This is a genomic window from Rubritalea profundi (assembly GCF_002954445.1).
In the GTDB taxonomy this organism is placed as follows: Bacteria; Verrucomicrobiota; Verrucomicrobiia; order Verrucomicrobiales; family Akkermansiaceae; genus Rubritalea; species Rubritalea profundi.
In genome coordinates this window covers 3,275,282-3,291,150 of the sequence record NZ_MQWA01000001.1, presented here as the reverse complement: position 1 = coordinate 3,291,150, position 15,869 = coordinate 3,275,282, and the positions used below count along the sequence as shown (strand labels likewise).

Genomic DNA, 15,869 nt, shown 5'->3' with positions numbered 1-15,869 from the left:
CTTTTGCGGACATTCTCCCACATCCAGTAAACTCTACCTCATGCTCTACCTCATGCTCTACCTCATGCTCTACCTCATGCTCTACCTCATGCTCTACCTCATGCTCTACATCATGCTCTACATCAGATACTCCAACTTCACACATTCACCTTCTCTTAAAGCTAACAGAATCCTAGACAATCAATTCTAAACCTGTAACATATAAAGTCTTCTACCCCTCACATATCGAAACACCACCCTCAACAATGGCTTCACTCATCCTAGCATCTAACAGGTTACCAATTCGAATTCTCACCGATGGCTCATTCGAACGCACAACAGGCGGGCTGGCATCGGCCATTGAAGGCAGCGGCCTAGATGGGAAATACACATGGGTTGGCTGGGGTGGTTCTTGCTCAGAAATCGGACGGAGCAAGAGCGAACTCAAGAGCAGCCTACGTGAATTAGGAGTCGAACCAGTTTTACTTTCAGAGGAAAACATCAGCGGCTACTACGATGGATACTCAAACTCCACGCTTTGGCCATTATTGCATTACATGCAAGATCGGGCACGCTTTAAGCCAGAGTGGATAGAATGCTACCGCTCTGTGAATGCTCAGTTTGCTGATACGATAGCCGAGATAGCCTCGCCCAATGCCCATGTCTGGATCCACGACTACCATCTCATGCTCTTACCGCAGCTCTTACGAGAGATTCGTCCTGATATTAAGATAGGATTTTTCCTGCATACGCCCTTTCCTTCGAGCGAAATATTCCGAGCTCTCCCCGAGCGAGATGAACTACTAAAAGGCTTGTTAGGCTGCGATCTGATTGGCTTCCACACGTACAACTACCTACGCCACTTTATCTCCTCACTCATTCGCATCTTAGGGGTTGAGGCGGACATGGACGGACTTTGGCAAAAAAAACGGCACATTCAGTTAGGCGTCTACCCCATTGGCCACAATAGTGATGGGTTTCAAACCGCCGCAAAATCCGAAAATTTCGTCAAAATGCACAGTGAACACGCAAAGCACCTCGGCGCTGGAAAGCTGATTCTAAGCGTTGAAAGGTTAGATTACACCAAAGGTTTACCTCAAAAGCTCACAGCTATTCGGCAGTTTCTCCATGAGCACCCAGAGCAACGTGGGCTCGTTCACTTTGTCTTAGTTGCAGTCCCTTCACGCCGCGGTGTGGAAGAATACGATTCCCTCACAGCTCAAGTCCAATGCGAGGTTGGAGCCATCAATGGTGACTACGGAGATGTCGGCCACTCACCAGTACAATTTCTCCACCGCAGTTTCCAAGTGGATGAACTCGCAGCGCTCTACTCACTCGCTGATATTTGTATGGTTACCCCTATCGTTGATGGCATGAACCTAGTGGCTAAAGAATTTATCGATTGTAAAAGAGCATCTCACCGGGCTCGTCCGGGAGTTCTCATTCTCAGTGAATTTGCGGGTGCTGCAAATGAAATGTCCCACGCGCTGCTAGTCAATCCACACGATACCGCAGGAGTAGTGAAAGCAATCAACGAAGCCCTGCAAATGGACGAAGTGGACATGTGGAAGCGAGTACACGCCATGCAGAATAGACTCAAACTCAATGATGCTGGAGCTTGGGCAAAACGCTACCTCTCAGACCTTCAAAAAAATACCTCATGTAACCATAAAGGAACGATTCACGCTGAGCTCGAACCTCTCCGCAACGAACTGCAACAACACATCGATCAAGGCAAAAAAGTCGCCCTCTTTCTCGACTACGATGGGACCCTGAGAGAATTCACTACGCACCCAGAGTACGCTACTCCAGATGCCTCATTGAAGAAGTTGTTAGGAGACTTAGCTACGCATCCTAACATCGATCTCACGATTGTCAGTGGACGCACCAAGGAATTCCTTCAAAAGCATCTCGGAGACCTCCCCCTCCACTTTGTGGCAGAGCATGGATACTACTGGAAAATGCAGTCGATGCCCGAGTGGGAGCTCCTCAATCCACATGTCGACACATCTTGGAAGGAGCTAATTCTACCGCAGTTAGAAGCTACAATGACACTCACACCTGGATCCGAGATTGAAATAAAACATTCCTCCGTGGTTTGGCATTACCGCCAAGCGGATCCGGAATTTGGGTCATGGCGAGCTAAGGGTTTATTGTCGGAACTCACGTCCACTACCGCCAGTCTTCCTGTCTCAGTCCACCACGGGCAGAAGATTATAGAGGTCGCTAGCCAACTCGTGAACAAGGGGGTGGCTATAGAAAGAATGCTCAGCCAATGGCAACCTGATATAGCCCTAGCTGCTGGAGACGATGTTACTGACGAATCCATGTTTGCCGCGCAGATACCCTCGTGCACGAGCTTCCACACAGTTAAAATTGGCGGGGGTGACACCCGAGCCAACCAGCGCAGTTCAATCAGAGCCTTGCGAAATTTACTAGAATCGCTCGCTTAAAAATAATTACCACTGAGCTCTAACTCATTTATCCAATATGGACAATCAATCTAACTACAACCACGGTATTATTGGAAATGGCCGGACATGCGCAATTATTGATTTCGATGCCTCTATTGTATTTTCCTGCATGCCGGATTTTGATTCTGGTACAGTCTTTGCTGCGATGCTTGATATCGACAAGGGTGGACACTTTGGCATCAGCATGGTCAATGGAGAACCGGTCAGTCAAGCTTACGAAAAGAACACTGGGATACTTGTCACTACATTTGAAGGAAAGGATGGTTCCTTTGAAGTCATCGATTTTATGGCCCGCTGCAGCTGGGATGGAAAATCACGCTCGAGGGGGGATGTGTCTAGCGATATCATTCGCATACTCAAGCCATGCTCAGGCACCCCGTCTATCATTGTCGACTACACCCCAAAACTCTACTACGCCAAGTACCCAACTGAGTCATTCACCTTTGGTGAGGGACGACTTAAGAGCACAACAACAGGTAAACTCAAAGACGGCTCCACAGTCTACGAGTCATGCTATCTTTATACCGACCTCGATTCTGAATCTATTCTAGAAAAGAAATGTATACTACTCACGGATCAGCGATATCTATTGCTCAGTTACCACGATAAGGTCATTCCTCCGGACCGTGAAAAAATTGAGCTTAAACTCCAGTGGACTCGTGCGTACTGGCTGCTTTGGGCTTCCCGTACTCACAGATGTGATAGCTATGCCAAAGAAATCATTCGCAGTGCGATCACACTAAAAATGCTCCAGTTCACTCCGACTGGTGCAGTTCTAGCTGCCGCTACCACATCATTACCCGAGACGATCGGTGAAGCCCGAAACTGGGACTACAGGTTTTGTTGGATTCGAGATGGTTCAATGACCGTGGATATTTTACACCGTATCGGCCACCACAACATGGCCGAAAGCTTCATCAACTGGATGATGCACACTGTTCCTACCAAGGATGACTCACTCCAAATAATGTATGGTATACGCGGTGAGAAAAAACTCACAGAGGAAATTCTCACGCACCTTAGTGGCTACCAAGGGTCATCTCCTGTTAGGATAGGTAATGCTGCCTACCATCAACAACAGCATGACATCTACGGTATTCTAATGGATTTGATCTACAAGGATCTGATGCACCACGATATTCCAGCACGCCACCCCGCCCCTGAAGCCCTCGACCGTCGATGGACTCGAGTCCGCTCCATCATCAAAACTGTCGAAGAATATTGGCAACAACCTGACCGCGGCATTTGGGAGATTCGTGGTGAAGAAAGGCACTTCGTCTTCTCCAAAGTCCTTTGCTGGGTAGCCGTTGATAGAGCGATCAAAATTGCCGAGCGGCTAGGAAAACAATATTGGGCTGACGCTCACCGCACATTGAGAGAGGAAATTCATCACGATGTCTGTTTGAAAGGTTGGAATAATGAAATCAAAGCATTCACCCAAACCTACGGCAGTAAAGATCTCGACTCGGCTAACCTGTTGATGGCCGAATATGGCTTCATCGCCCCTATGGACACACGCTTCATCTCTACCGTTGAGCTAAGTGATAAAGAACTCTGCCGAGACGGCCTAATGTATCGTTATCGTAATCACGATGACTTTGGTGAACCCTCAAGCGCATTCACTGTGTGTTCATTTTGGATGGTCAAAGCTCTTGCTCGCTCAGGTAAACGAAAAGAGGCAAAAGAACGATTCCACACCTTGTTAGGATATGCCAACCCCAATGGACTCTACGGCGAAGACCTAGACTTCGACACCAAACGCCACCTGGGAAACTTTCCTCAAGCGTACAGCCACCTAGCACTCATTGATTGCGCCCTAGAACTAGCTGAGGATTGCCATGACTACTTGATAGAGGAATAAAGTAAATGATGGTGACGGGCAATCGGTATCAATTCTTCCAACTCTCATATGGCACACTCTTTAAGGAATCTCAGGTAACTATCGTCGCTGCCGTTCTTGTATCAATTTTTGTGATTCCCGAGTAGAAATCGGTTGAACTGAGAAGCCCCGCTGCGGGATGAAAAGACTTCCTACGCAGGACTTTGTTGCTACTCAATCACGGATATCTATTAGCTCATAGTATAGCTTGTGAGCTACAAATTTTGTGCGCGAGAAAATCGAAAAACTCGCTCGCCTTTTTTGTAGAGGTCAAGTCGATCGCGTCCATAGATTTCTAAGAAGTTCGGATCTTGTTCTAATGCTCGGTATTCCCGGAGCTTTTGGTCGACGCGAGCATTCATAGCTAACTCATCGCCCTGAATCTTGGATAACTCTCCTTCAGACACCTGTAAGCTTCTAAACTCAGGAAGGCAGGTCGCAATTACCCCGAAACAAGCAAAAATAACAAGCGCATAAAAGCTTACAACATTGAGCTTACGCAACACTTGAGTACGCGCACACATGCGACTGTCGCATGACGTCGGCTGCGGGTTCTAACTGAGGATACTCTTGCCATTCTGTGGAATTGGAGCGCTGATTGTTTGCGCATTACCTAGATACAAAAAATTCCTCATGATCCTTTCAGACCATGAGGAATAATAGGGATCTAAATTCCTTAACAGAAATAATTAGAGAGTGCCAGCATAGATTGCATTAGCGCCTAACTTTTCTTCAATACGAAGAAGTTGGTTGTATTTTGCAATCCTGTCTGAGCGACTCATTGAGCCAGTTTTGATCTGTCCTGCGTTCGTCGCAACAGCGATATCAGCGATGGTGTTGTCTTCTGTTTCACCAGAACGGTGGGAGATAACAGAGTTGTAACCATTGATCTTACCGAGCTCGATAGCATCGAAAGTCTCAGTGAGTGTGCCAATTTGGTTCACCTTGATAAGGATGGAGTTAGCAACACCGAGTTCGATACCCTTCTTGAGGAAGTCGACATTTGTAACGAAAAGGTCGTCACCAACGATCTGAACTTTATCGCCGATAGCATCAGTAAGAGCTTTCCAGCCATCCCAGTCGTTTTCGTCGCAACCATCTTCGATAGAATCAATTGGGTACTTCTCAACGAGCTCAGCAAGGAATGCTGCCTGCTGCTCAGAAGTAAGTTTTTGGCCACCTTCACCTTCGAACTTAGCGTAGTTGTAAACTCCATCTTCAAAGAACTCAGATGCAGCACAGTCGAGAGCGAATGTGATGTCTTTGCCAACAACGTAACCAGCTTTCTCTACTGCGAGAGAAACTGTGTCGAGCGCGTCAATAGTGCCGTCGAATGTTGGAGCGAATCCACCTTCGTCACCTACTGCAGTGCTAAGACCACGGTCGTGAAGAACCTTCTTGAGGCTGTGGAAAACTTCAGCACCCATGCGAACTGCTTCGCTGAATGTTGGAGCACCGATTGGACGGATCATGAACTCTTGGAATGCTATGGGCGCATCAGAGTGTGAACCACCATTGATGATATTCATCATTGGTACAGGAAGGACCTTTGCGTTAGGGCCGCCAAGATACTTGAATAGTGGTAGGTCACAAGAAGCTGCTGCTGCGTGTGCTACCGCTAGAGAAACTCCGAGGATCGCGTTTGCGCCTAGGTTGTTCTTGTTCTTAGTGCCGTCGAGCTCGATCATTGTGCGGTCGATGAGCGCTTGGTCTGTTGCGTCGAGTCCGATAAGTTCAGGTGTGATCTTTTCGTTAACGTTAGCAACTGCGTTTAGAACGCCTTTACCGAGGTAGCGTGACTTGTCGCCATCGCGAAGTTCGCAAGCTTCGTGCTCACCAGTGGACGCGCCACTAGGTACGGCTGCGCGGCCGAATGAACCGTCTGCTAGAGTAACGTCAACTTCGACAGTTGGGTTACCACGGGAGTCAATGATTTCGCGTGCGCGAATATCTTCAATTGCTGTGAATTCCATAATTTTGGTTAATGTGTTTGGGCTCAGATGTGGTGAAGAGCCATGTGTGGTAGTTTGGGCTCTCATCTGAGAGCTCAATCAAAAGGCAACACACTCTATGCATTGCTCTTATAAAAATGGGTGTTAGCCTTTATTGTAAGCTTCGATCTTGGCAATAGTCATTTCTTCTGACTGCACCTTGACTGAATCGCCAACTTTAAGACCGAGCATGCTGTCACCTAATTCAGAAAGGTAGGAAATAACATTGTTATCTGTGTCAGAATCCCATGCTCCAAGAACTGTGTATACTACAGAGCCTTCGAAGTGGACGATTGTGCCGATTTTGACAATGGCTGTATCGACATTTGAGAAATCAGTACCTTGAACGCTCGAGAGTGATATTTCCATGTCTGCCTGACGACGCATAAGCACCTTCTGATAGTCCTTGGCCATGTGATATTCTGCATTCTCACGGAGATCTCCGTAGGAACGGGCGACCTTGATTTCCTCTCGGTTATGAGGGATTTGATTAGTAACAAGGTCTTCGAGATCAGACTTACGTTTAGTAATGCTATCCCATGATGAGATAACACCATCGTCCTTCTTCTCTGCACCGTCACTATTCACAAGCTCCTGAGTCGCAGGGCAGGCCTTGATCACGCGAGCCATCAAAGACTTGCGGTCGAGTTCAGCAAAGATTTGTGATTGATGTAACTTACGCGCAAAACTGCGAGCTTCATTGACATCTGATTTTTCTAGCAAGTCTGGAATGAGTGTGCGGTCTTCCATGAAGTAGGATTGGAGACGACTGCTCTTGCGTGGTCCATCATCCATCACATCGCGCTCAAGTAGGCTAAGAATAGCGTTGCCGACTTCTACGTCGAACACTGGCTCAGCGAACTTCTTGCGCTCACGGCAAACCCAAAGAAGCGAATCTGCTCCAAGAATACGACCGCCGATATGTCTACGTAGGAAAGTATAGAGATCCGCCTCTTCATCAGCTTCGATGAGAAGCTTGGCAATCTCCGCAAGACCACGTGGTCCGACGATATCAAAAATGGCGAGTAACTCTTTCACCCAGGAATCACCAAATGCGGCTGGGTAAGCTTCGAAAACCATGCGCTGACGTGCCGCTGGAAGTGATCCCAGCTCGGCACCAATTCTGGCACCTTCGTTAGCAATGACATCTGAAACACGCAACGCAGAGGCGTCGAGTTCCATCACATCAGAAACAGCCATAAGCTCGTCACGACCGACCAATAGATCGAGCGCTTGTCCAAGGTGAAGCTTCATTCCCTTACGCACAGAATCATCGATGCTTTGGTTGATTGCTTCTTGGGCTTCAGTGTTTCCCTTAAAATGCTTAAAATCTTTAATGATGGCTTCGAGAGCGCGGGCTTTCGCTTTAAAATCGCGAGCTGCGTCGAAGTCCTGTAACAATGAATCAGCTGGTGATACATTCTCATCGCGGAGCACTAATGGCTCAGTGCGCTTTGTTGGAACGATTGCTGCACGGCTGGCACGAAGTAGCTTCTTTGCTCCATCCCACCACTTTTTGTAGTTCTCTTCAGGAACGACGGAACCAATCAGTTCACGTTCGAGTTGATCGATCTTCATTGTGCCACCATTACTCTGGAGAGTACGACGAACGAGCTCTACTGGATCACTAACAGACAACTCGCGGAGTTCCTCCATCGCTTCTAATTTCTGAGCTCTGAAGTGATCTGCGGCAAGTACTTCGGTCTTGGCGATAGCTAATTGAAGCCCCATAGTCTGATCTTCATTCTTCTCGAAATCAATCGTGACTTTGCCACTGCGGATATCCCAATCAGTGACTTTGCCGGCTCCCCAGCTTTTATGGAGACAATATTGCCCGGGGGCAAGTTGTGATAATCGTGTGCCGACTTCTTGAGAAATCCGCCCAGCTTCTACGAGTGGTGCTACATCAGGATGCATGAAGAGAACTTGGATCTACGACATACAAATAGCAATCCTATACCATAAAAAAATTCAAAGAGCCTCGTCGACTCTAATTTTCTAATTTTCTAATAAAATAACACAATTCCCATCAGATATGACCGAAAGTCACTTAAACTCAGGTTTCTGAAGAATCTTGCAGAGCACACTTATGCTCTGCAATTTTCTATCGACCTAGTAAATCAAGCTTCTCGACTAGACGAGAATGAACAATCTCATCGAAATGAGAAAACTCAGTCAACTTGGATTCCTAAGAAAACTGACTACTTATCTTCTTGCTGGGACGGGTATTCCCATTTTGTCTCAGCGAGGTTCTTGAGCTTTCTCTTGAGCCTCGACTTAGTGGAGGAACTGATGCGGTCTGTGAATAAAATACCATTGAGGTGATCGACCTCGTGCTGGATGGCACGGGAGCAAAGACCGTCGGTTTCGATCACAAGCACTGAACCATCTAACTGGGGTAAAGTAGCTTTCACAATGGCACGGCGTTTCACCTTAGCGCGAATTTCCTGGATGCTTAGACACCCCTCCATATCTGTTTCCTGTGGACCTGAAAACTCTAGCTGAGGATTGATGAAAACGAGTGGCATGAAATCCTCCATCTTAGCATCTTCGCCATTGACCTTAAAGAAGGTGACACACTCTGGATCGTGAGCCGTATCGACGATTGCCAAACGAATATCCGCCCCCACCTGTGGAGCAGCAAGCCCAACTCCTTCGGCATCAATCATAGTCTCGATCATTTGCTGAACGAAGGACTCAAGCTCAGCGTCAACTTTCTCAACTGGCTTACATTTCTTACGGAGAACGGGTTCTCCAAACTGCATAATATCTAAAATCATGAATCTGTGATTTGCTTAGTGTCGCGTACGCGGGTCGGCAAGTTAGCTTCGAACCCAGCCTTGGTCAATGCCTCGGATATCATAATCATTTGTTCAAGCCTAACCTGCTTATCCATCTCTAATTCAAGCTTTCGATTCTGTCTTTTTATCTCGATTAGATAATCAACAAGAAGGTCATGGTGGACCTTGACGCTATCCAAAGTGATTTCACCTTCTTTAGAAAGAGCTAAAACGGTACGCACATCCATCACTTGCTTGGTTGGCATATCCCCCACCACTGGCATCGAGATATCTAGGATTGTGCGCTTCTGCTTCGGCTGCATCGTTACAATGAAAAAGATCAAAAGAATCACCAAAATATCAATCAGTGAAACGATCGGTATCGCAGGAATTGGTTTTCTGGGGCGGTAAAACTGCATGAATTCTGGGAGTTATATTAAGCGACGTCCTTTTCATCTGAGACTGTGCTCACAAGATTTCCGACGACTACCTCAAGCTGCGATGCGTAGGTTTCTATTTTTCGATTGAAATAGCTATGTCCAATCACAGCAGGCACCGCAACGGCAAGACCTGCAATAGTGGTCGAAAGCGCTTCGGCCACACCAGCAGCCATGATGCTCATTTTGATATCCCCCAGTGAACTCATACCATCAAACACGGTCGTGATACCACTCGCTGTACCTAGAAGTCCTAGCATAGGAGCCACTACGATTACCACATCTAGCACACCGATTCCACCTTGGAGCTTTACGATCTCCTCATGCGCTTTCGCCTGTACTGCATCACGGATTTTAGGACCTGAGAGTTCGCGTCGCTGAACAACTACTTGAGTCAAGCGAGCCAGCACGGAATTTCCATCGTTGGATTGCTGAGCGACACGGCTGAATGCTTCGTCGTCACCCAGGTTCGCAGCCGCATCGACATCCTTCTTTAATCCTTCTGGAATCACACGCTTTTTGCCCAAGTCTAGAGCCTTAAAGATAACCACTGCGAGGGTCAAAATAGAACAGAACGTGAGCACATACATGATGATGCCGCCTTTGTCGTAGAAACCGGATATTTTGGAAAGCGCTGACGCTTTCTCTGCTGCTGCAAGGAGTGTGTGCATAGGTTGGATGGTGATTATTAGAATTGAAATGTGATCGTGATTTCAACGGGATCGCCGTTGAGATCCTGTCTCAAGGAAACTGGCATTTGAGGGATTTTTGCCGTCGAGATCGATTGAATGGTGATACCTTTTTGGATTTCTGATCCTTGTAGTTCGCGCAGAATATTGATCCCGCGGACCTTTCCTGTATCGTAAACGTACCAGCGCACCTGAAGAGCCCCGGGTTTGATGAGGTCTGGGTTCTGCCCAATTCTGCGATACCATTCTTTGGCGATAGAATTATGCACAGACTTTTTGTACTTTCCCAGTGGGGTCGCCTCAGTATCCAGCGAGGAAACTCTGCCACTTCGGGAAATGGAGCCCACCATCTGACTCGCCTCGGTATTAGGCCTAAAGCCCGGATCGCTACTCCGATTGACTGGGCTCGATGGGATTTTTGTCACCTTCATCTTTGGCTTTTGTTCAGCCTTTGCCGTTTCTTTTGGTCGTTCCTCTTTTTCGCTATCCGTGTCCGCTTTACCCTTATTATTCTCAGGAAGATCTGCGATCGGTTCGCTCGTCCTAATCTCGGATGGCAGCTTATTGATTGCTTCTAAATAGTCGGCCAGCGGCACGCTAGAGCCGGAAAGTGGTTTACCTGCATCCATTTGCTGAGCTACGTCAGGCCGCTTGACTGGATCTGGCAATTGCTCAGTGACAACCGTCTCAGTCGGCGGAGACGGAATCTCCCTGGGAACACTCTCTGATGGCTTCTTTGGTTGACCCACTGCCTCATGCTCTAAACTGCCATCTTGAAAATTCGACGCTGTACTAGGAAAGTCACGCGGGCGTTTACCGTCTACCGATGGTTGATTGGCGGCATTCGGATCCACACTCGCATTACTCTGAGTCACAGTATCACTGTTACCGTAGAATTGAGCATTCTTAGGCTTTCCCTGAGGCTGCTCATCGGTCGTCCGATTGTAACGTTGCTTCTCCACCATTTTTGGCGGCTCAGGTTTTGGTTCGGGTTTCGGCGCTAGTACAGGTTGCTTCTGTGGCACAGACTTCGCCATAAAACGGAAGCTCACCACGGGCTCAGGAGCTTCTGGCTCAACCAACTCTTTAGCGACGCGCTTTGGAAAAAGAAATTGAGTGATTGTCTCATGCGTCAGAGCCAAAGCCACAAGAAGGTGCAGCAGCAAAGCCACTGTCACACCTACCAATTTTATCTTTGAGTCACTCATCTGCCGAAAGTTTCACTAAACTGGAGGAATTCACGAAAAACGCAACCAGTTAGTTATTCTGTATACGTTTTCACCATTCCGTCATATAAGCGAATAGAGCAATAATCCAGCCATCCCCCAGAGGACTATTCCGAAACAACCATCAATCCAGTGCGCCACTCGCACATACCTACTTCGCACACCACCCAACTGCAGAACTGTGGCCCAAATCCCCCATAATAAAAAACCTTCCAGCCAAATCGTCACCCACAACAACCACGGCCAATCGGCTCCGTGAGGCATTCCTAGGAATGGCGTCACCACCCCTGCGAGGAACACAGCCACCTTTGGGTTGAGCACATTACAGAGGAATCCACGACGCCAACACCGAAATAGACTCAACGGCTGAACCTCAGCTCTCCCTCTACTCAGATGCAAATCAGTCCCACTTCGCGCCGATCGCAGCAACTGCCACCCCAGCCAAAGTAAATAGCCTGCCGCCAGAATGCTTAAAGCCACAGTCACAGTCGCGTTTCGATGAAACAAGGCTGCTAATCCAGCCACAGCCAGGGTCGAATGCAACATCAAGCCTGTAGCCACACCACCCGCAACAGCCCAGCCGGCAGCACGCCCACGAGACAAAGCCGTACGCGTCAACAACACCATGTCAGGCCCAGGAGAAAACTGCCCCAAGGCCATGATCAACACAAATGTCCACCACTCAATCATTCTATTGTTCTCCGTTGGTTTGCCAGCTACGACAACCGTGTCCCATTAGCCACATCACTATCCGGCACGGCCAAAACAACAGCACCATCCTCTCTGTGAAAGCCTGTCACTAGGCATTCGGACATTATACTTGGACCAATTTGTTTGGGCGGAAAATTCGTAACAGCCATCACCCGACGACCAAGCAAATTTTCCTTAGTGTAAAGATCTATGATTTGAGCGCTCGATTTTTTTAACTCCAATCACCTCACCAAAATCCACTTTCAGAATGAACGCTGGGTTTCGAGCCTCAGGAAAATCTTCCGCTTCAATAATTGCCCCCACTCTCAACTCTACTTTTTGGAAGTCATTCCACTCTAGATCATTCATAGTTCACTTGCCTTTCATTGATGAAATTTCGAGCAAGCTATGCTTTCACTAAAAAGCTGACTACCACAAATTTTCACTACTCTCCTAGGTAGTGATCAATAACCAACGGGCCCAAGCTCGCAATGGCCAAGCTGGGGCTTGGCGCTCCCAGCATGCTACATCGCGGTTTCTTTCCAGATCATCCGCACTGCATCTGGCCGTAGTCGCGCAGTCATTATGGAATCTTCCAGACCATCGCGGTGCTCTTCTAGCGCCGCAATTTCATGCTCACTGATATGAGAATTCTCTTTGGCTAAATCCTTCAGCCGGTTGATTTCAGCTTTGAGTTGCTTGCGCATTTCACGCTTCGCCTTACTCACCACAGTCTTCATTTCCGCTTTCGCCAGCTCTTCCAGTTGCTCTAGCATCTTCGGTAGTAGCGTCGTCTTCACCACGGGCTTATCCAGCAATTTGCGCACTCCCCCTTTACGGAGTTTAGCCTGAGCTAGCGCTTTATCATTCGATAAATCCTTACCATTATGGTCGCATGCTACTCGAATGGGAGTATTCGGCAGGAAACGATCAACATGGAGGTAGCTCGGAGCCAACGACTCCACAATAAAGTAGCTTTCTAGCAGAATCATTTTCTCGCCCGGAGTTTCCCATACGCCAAACGATGAATTTCCAATCTCAGATCCTAACATGAGATCAAAACAGGCCGTGGTAATCGGATGATCCATGGTAAGGAAGTCCATATCCTCGCGGCTCAGTGCCACTTTTCTATCAAAGGTCACGGTCATTCCACCTTCAGGAATGTTAGGGAATGCATCTGTCGTGATCTTGCCGGGCTTGAGAAGGTAGCTTCTCCCGTCCAGCTCTTCCACTTCGACACCGAACTGGTCTAGCATGCGCAGCAGGAAGTCCTCAAAATACTCGTCCTTATCCGCCTTCTTGATCTCTTTAATCACCTTATTCGCTTCTTCTGGTCGATGCGAGTTCAGCTCCAACAATCGGTCGTAGCCCTCAGAAAGTTTTTCGCCCACTTCAGCTTTGAGCTTTGTGGTGGATTCGATCAACTCAGTCAAAGCATCCGCATCATAGCACTCAGCTAGTCCTGTGATCTCTTCTTCTAGTTGCTGGAAAATCTCAGTGACGCCATGGACGTTACTCTCAAAAGCCCCGAGCCCTTCGTGGTACCATTTAGCCCAAACTTCTTCGCCATTTTCTACAAGGTAAGGCACGTGGATCTGAATCGTTTCAGTCTGACCGATCCGATCCAAGCGACCAATCCGCTGCTCCAGAAGCTCTGGGTCTTCTGGTAAGTCAAGCAACACCAAGTGATGCGCAAACTGGAAATTGCGTCCCTCACTACCGATCTCGGAACACAGCAATAATTGGGCACCGGCTGGATCCGCAAAATAGGCTGCATTTCTGTCGCGCTGAAGCAGGCTTAAATCTTCATGAAAATGCGCGATATTGATCTTCACTTTATCCAAAAGCTCAGCAGAAAGCTCTCCTACCAATTCCTTAGATTGACAAATAAGCAGGACCTTCGCCTTACCTATTTCACCAAGGAGCTTCACTAACCAATCAAGCTTGTCATGAACTTCTTCACCCTCGATCCCCACCAAATTTGCCTTTCGCTCTGGGAAGCCTGGCAGGTTTTGCCGGGTATTACGGAACATCACACGGCCAGTGCCGAATCCATCCACCAAGCTCTCAACCAAGCTTGCCTTGGCCGAACTATCTCCACCAATCCACTCATTTGCGTACGACTGTACTCGCTCAGAATAGTCAGAAAATGCTCCGATCTCTAATTTTTCATCAGCTTCAACCTGCGCCACCAAAGCAGCCACATCACCATAGTGATCCGATTCTTCGATAAAGGTCTTGAGGTCACAAAAACGCTCAGGGTCCAGCAAGCGCAAGCGCGCAAAGTGCCCGACCACACCAAGCTGCTGAGGAGTCGCCGTCAGCAAAAGTAAACTATCCACGATCCACGCAAAAGATTCGACCAGCGCGTACTCCCAGCTCATTTCTTCAGCATTCCACTCCAGGTGGTGCGCCTCATCGACAATGAGAAGGTCCCAGCCAGCTTCACGTGCTTGCTCAGCACGCTCTTCATTGTGAGCGAGGAAATCCACGCTCGCGATCACTAGTTGGCTATCCAAAAATGGATTTGCCTCTGGGTCATTCTCTTGAATCGAAGCACAGCGTTCTTCATCAAAGATGCTGTATAGCATATTGAAGCGGCGCAAAAGCTCGATGAACCATTGATTGATCAAAGGCTCAGGCAACAGGATCAGCACCCGATCCGCACGTCCAGTGAGGTGCAATCGGTGCATGATCATACACGCCTCAATCGTCTTACCTAGACCCACTTCATCGGCTAACAAAACCCTTGGAGTCAGCCGCTTCGCCACTTCATTGACGATGGAAAGCTGGTGCGGCAGCAGGTCAGTACGACCGCCGATGTATCCACGTAAGGATGACTTACGGATTTGATTCTGCCGATACAGCGCCTCGGCTCTCAGCCGGAAAACCGAGTTCTCATCCACCTGCGCACCGAACAAACGATCCTGAGGTTTATTGAACCCCGTGTTGTCGGAAAGCATTGCCTCTGGGATCTCAGCATCATCCGTCAGGTAAGTCACTAGACCATCAGATTCCTTTATCGAGTTAACCACATACTCCACCTCCTCGTGAGTCACAATGACCTCACCTTTCTTAAAAATAACTCGGCGCAATGGAGCCGACTCCAGCGCGTAACAACGCGTCTCTTCAGCTACGGGAAATAAAATTTCAACCGTCGCGAATTCCACCTTGAGAATCATTCCCAATCCCATTTCTGGTTCGGAATCACTCACCCATCTCTGCCCCGGTACAATCATTGCTCTATCCATAAATGCGGACGCGCAAACTACCTGCGAACCCCACCCATGCAATCATAATTTGGGAACTCCCTTGAAAACTCTCTCAGCGCCCTCGGGATTTGCGTTTTTTGACCGCAGATTAGACAGATTTTTTCTTGCGGTGTAGTCGAGGTTCCCCCGCTTGGAATGCCTGTCGGGGGGCGGAATACCTAAAGTCCAGTCACAAAGTCTGCTGACTTTACATTATCCAAACCTCGCACCAACGCACGAGTGAACCTAATGCGTGGCTCATGCCCGCGACGCACGCTCTCCCTTTGCTTAATCACACCCGCCCTCGTCACTGAAGGTGACTCCTCATACCAGCCTAGGGTAGAGCGCAGCGTCACCCTAGGTTCTAGTAAAAGCATAACCACCTGGCTGAAGGCCAAGATCATTCCTCAACACTAGAAGAAAAATTGAAACCGAACACGCAACACACAGGAAACCTAACACACTAACAAGTA

The 15,869-nt window shown here is 48.2% G+C and carries 12 protein-coding genes and 1 pseudogene; 3 read left to right on the top strand and 10 right to left on the bottom strand.

Annotated elements, in window-relative coordinates:
- Window positions 1-40 precede the first annotated feature (40 nt).
- Genes BSZ32_RS18990 through BSZ32_RS14370 form a run of 3 tightly spaced genes read left to right on the top strand, consistent with a single transcriptional unit; the run spans window position 41 to window position 4,314 of the window.
- Window positions 41-190 (top strand): hypothetical protein, encoded by a 150-nt coding sequence (locus tag BSZ32_RS18990; protein WP_165788868.1) that lies wholly within the window; start codon window positions 41-43, stop codon window positions 188-190.
- 55 nt (window positions 191-245) lie between these two features.
- Window positions 246-2,432 carry a bifunctional alpha,alpha-trehalose-phosphate synthase (UDP-forming)/trehalose-phosphatase gene (locus BSZ32_RS14375; protein ID WP_105044058.1) on the top strand — a complete coding sequence of 729 codons (2,187 nt, stop codon included), beginning with the start codon at window positions 246-248 and terminating at the stop codon, window positions 2,430-2,432.
- Window positions 2,433-2,469: 37 nt separating this feature from the next.
- Window positions 2,470-4,314 (top strand): glycoside hydrolase family 15 protein, encoded by a 1,845-nt coding sequence (locus BSZ32_RS14370; RefSeq protein ID WP_105044057.1) that lies wholly within the window; start codon window positions 2,470-2,472, stop codon window positions 4,312-4,314.
- Between the two features lie 233 nt (window positions 4,315-4,547).
- Here BSZ32_RS14370 and BSZ32_RS14365 read toward each other — a convergent pair whose 3' ends face one another.
- The 10 genes and pseudogenes from BSZ32_RS14365 to BSZ32_RS14320 all read right to left on the bottom strand — a co-directional run bounded on the left by BSZ32_RS14365 (window position 4,548) and on the right by BSZ32_RS14320 (window position 15,384).
- Window positions 4,548-4,856, bottom strand: coding sequence for an FtsB/FtsL family cell division protein (locus tag BSZ32_RS14365; protein ID WP_165788867.1), 309 nt, complete (start codon window positions 4,854-4,856; stop codon window positions 4,548-4,550).
- 165 nt (window positions 4,857-5,021) lie between these two features.
- A complete protein-coding gene (eno, locus tag BSZ32_RS14360; RefSeq protein ID WP_105044055.1) occupies window positions 5,022-6,305 on the bottom strand; it encodes a phosphopyruvate hydratase in 1,284 nt (427 codons plus the stop codon).
- Window positions 6,306-6,428: 123 nt separating this feature from the next.
- Window positions 6,429-8,240: a GreA/GreB family elongation factor gene (locus BSZ32_RS14355; RefSeq protein WP_105044054.1), complete on the bottom strand. Its 1,812-nt coding sequence runs from the start codon at window positions 8,238-8,240 to the stop codon at window positions 6,429-6,431.
- 284 nt (window positions 8,241-8,524) lie between these two features.
- A complete protein-coding gene (gene def, locus BSZ32_RS14350) occupies window positions 8,525-9,103 on the bottom strand; it encodes a peptide deformylase (protein WP_240610647.1) in 579 nt (192 codons plus the stop codon).
- Window positions 9,100-9,522, bottom strand: a complete 423-nt coding sequence (locus BSZ32_RS14345) for a biopolymer transporter ExbD (protein WP_105044053.1) — start codon at window positions 9,520-9,522, stop codon at window positions 9,100-9,102. Before BSZ32_RS14345 ends, def begins: the two co-directional genes overlap by 4 nt.
- 17 nt (window positions 9,523-9,539) lie before the next feature.
- A complete protein-coding gene (locus BSZ32_RS14340; RefSeq protein ID WP_105044052.1) occupies window positions 9,540-10,211 on the bottom strand; it encodes a MotA/TolQ/ExbB proton channel family protein in 672 nt (223 codons plus the stop codon).
- Window positions 10,212-10,228: 17 nt separating this feature from the next.
- On the bottom strand, window positions 10,229-11,437 hold the full coding sequence (locus tag BSZ32_RS14335; protein WP_105044051.1) for a hypothetical protein: 1,209 nt from the start codon (window positions 11,435-11,437) through the stop codon (window positions 10,229-10,231).
- An 81-nt stretch (window positions 11,438-11,518) separates the two neighbouring features.
- Window positions 11,519-12,145: a LysE family translocator gene (locus BSZ32_RS14330; protein WP_105044050.1), complete on the bottom strand. Its 627-nt coding sequence runs from the start codon at window positions 12,143-12,145 to the stop codon at window positions 11,519-11,521.
- A 26-nt stretch (window positions 12,146-12,171) separates the two neighbouring features.
- Window positions 12,172-12,514: pseudogene (locus tag BSZ32_RS20410) on the bottom strand (tRNA-binding protein).
- A gap of 155 nt (window positions 12,515-12,669) precedes the next feature.
- The gene (locus BSZ32_RS14320) at window positions 12,670-15,384 is read right to left on the bottom strand and encodes a helicase-related protein (protein ID WP_276308469.1); all 2,715 of its coding nucleotides are present in this window, start codon (window positions 15,382-15,384) and stop codon (window positions 12,670-12,672) included.
- Between the last annotated feature and the right edge of the window lie 485 nt (window positions 15,385-15,869).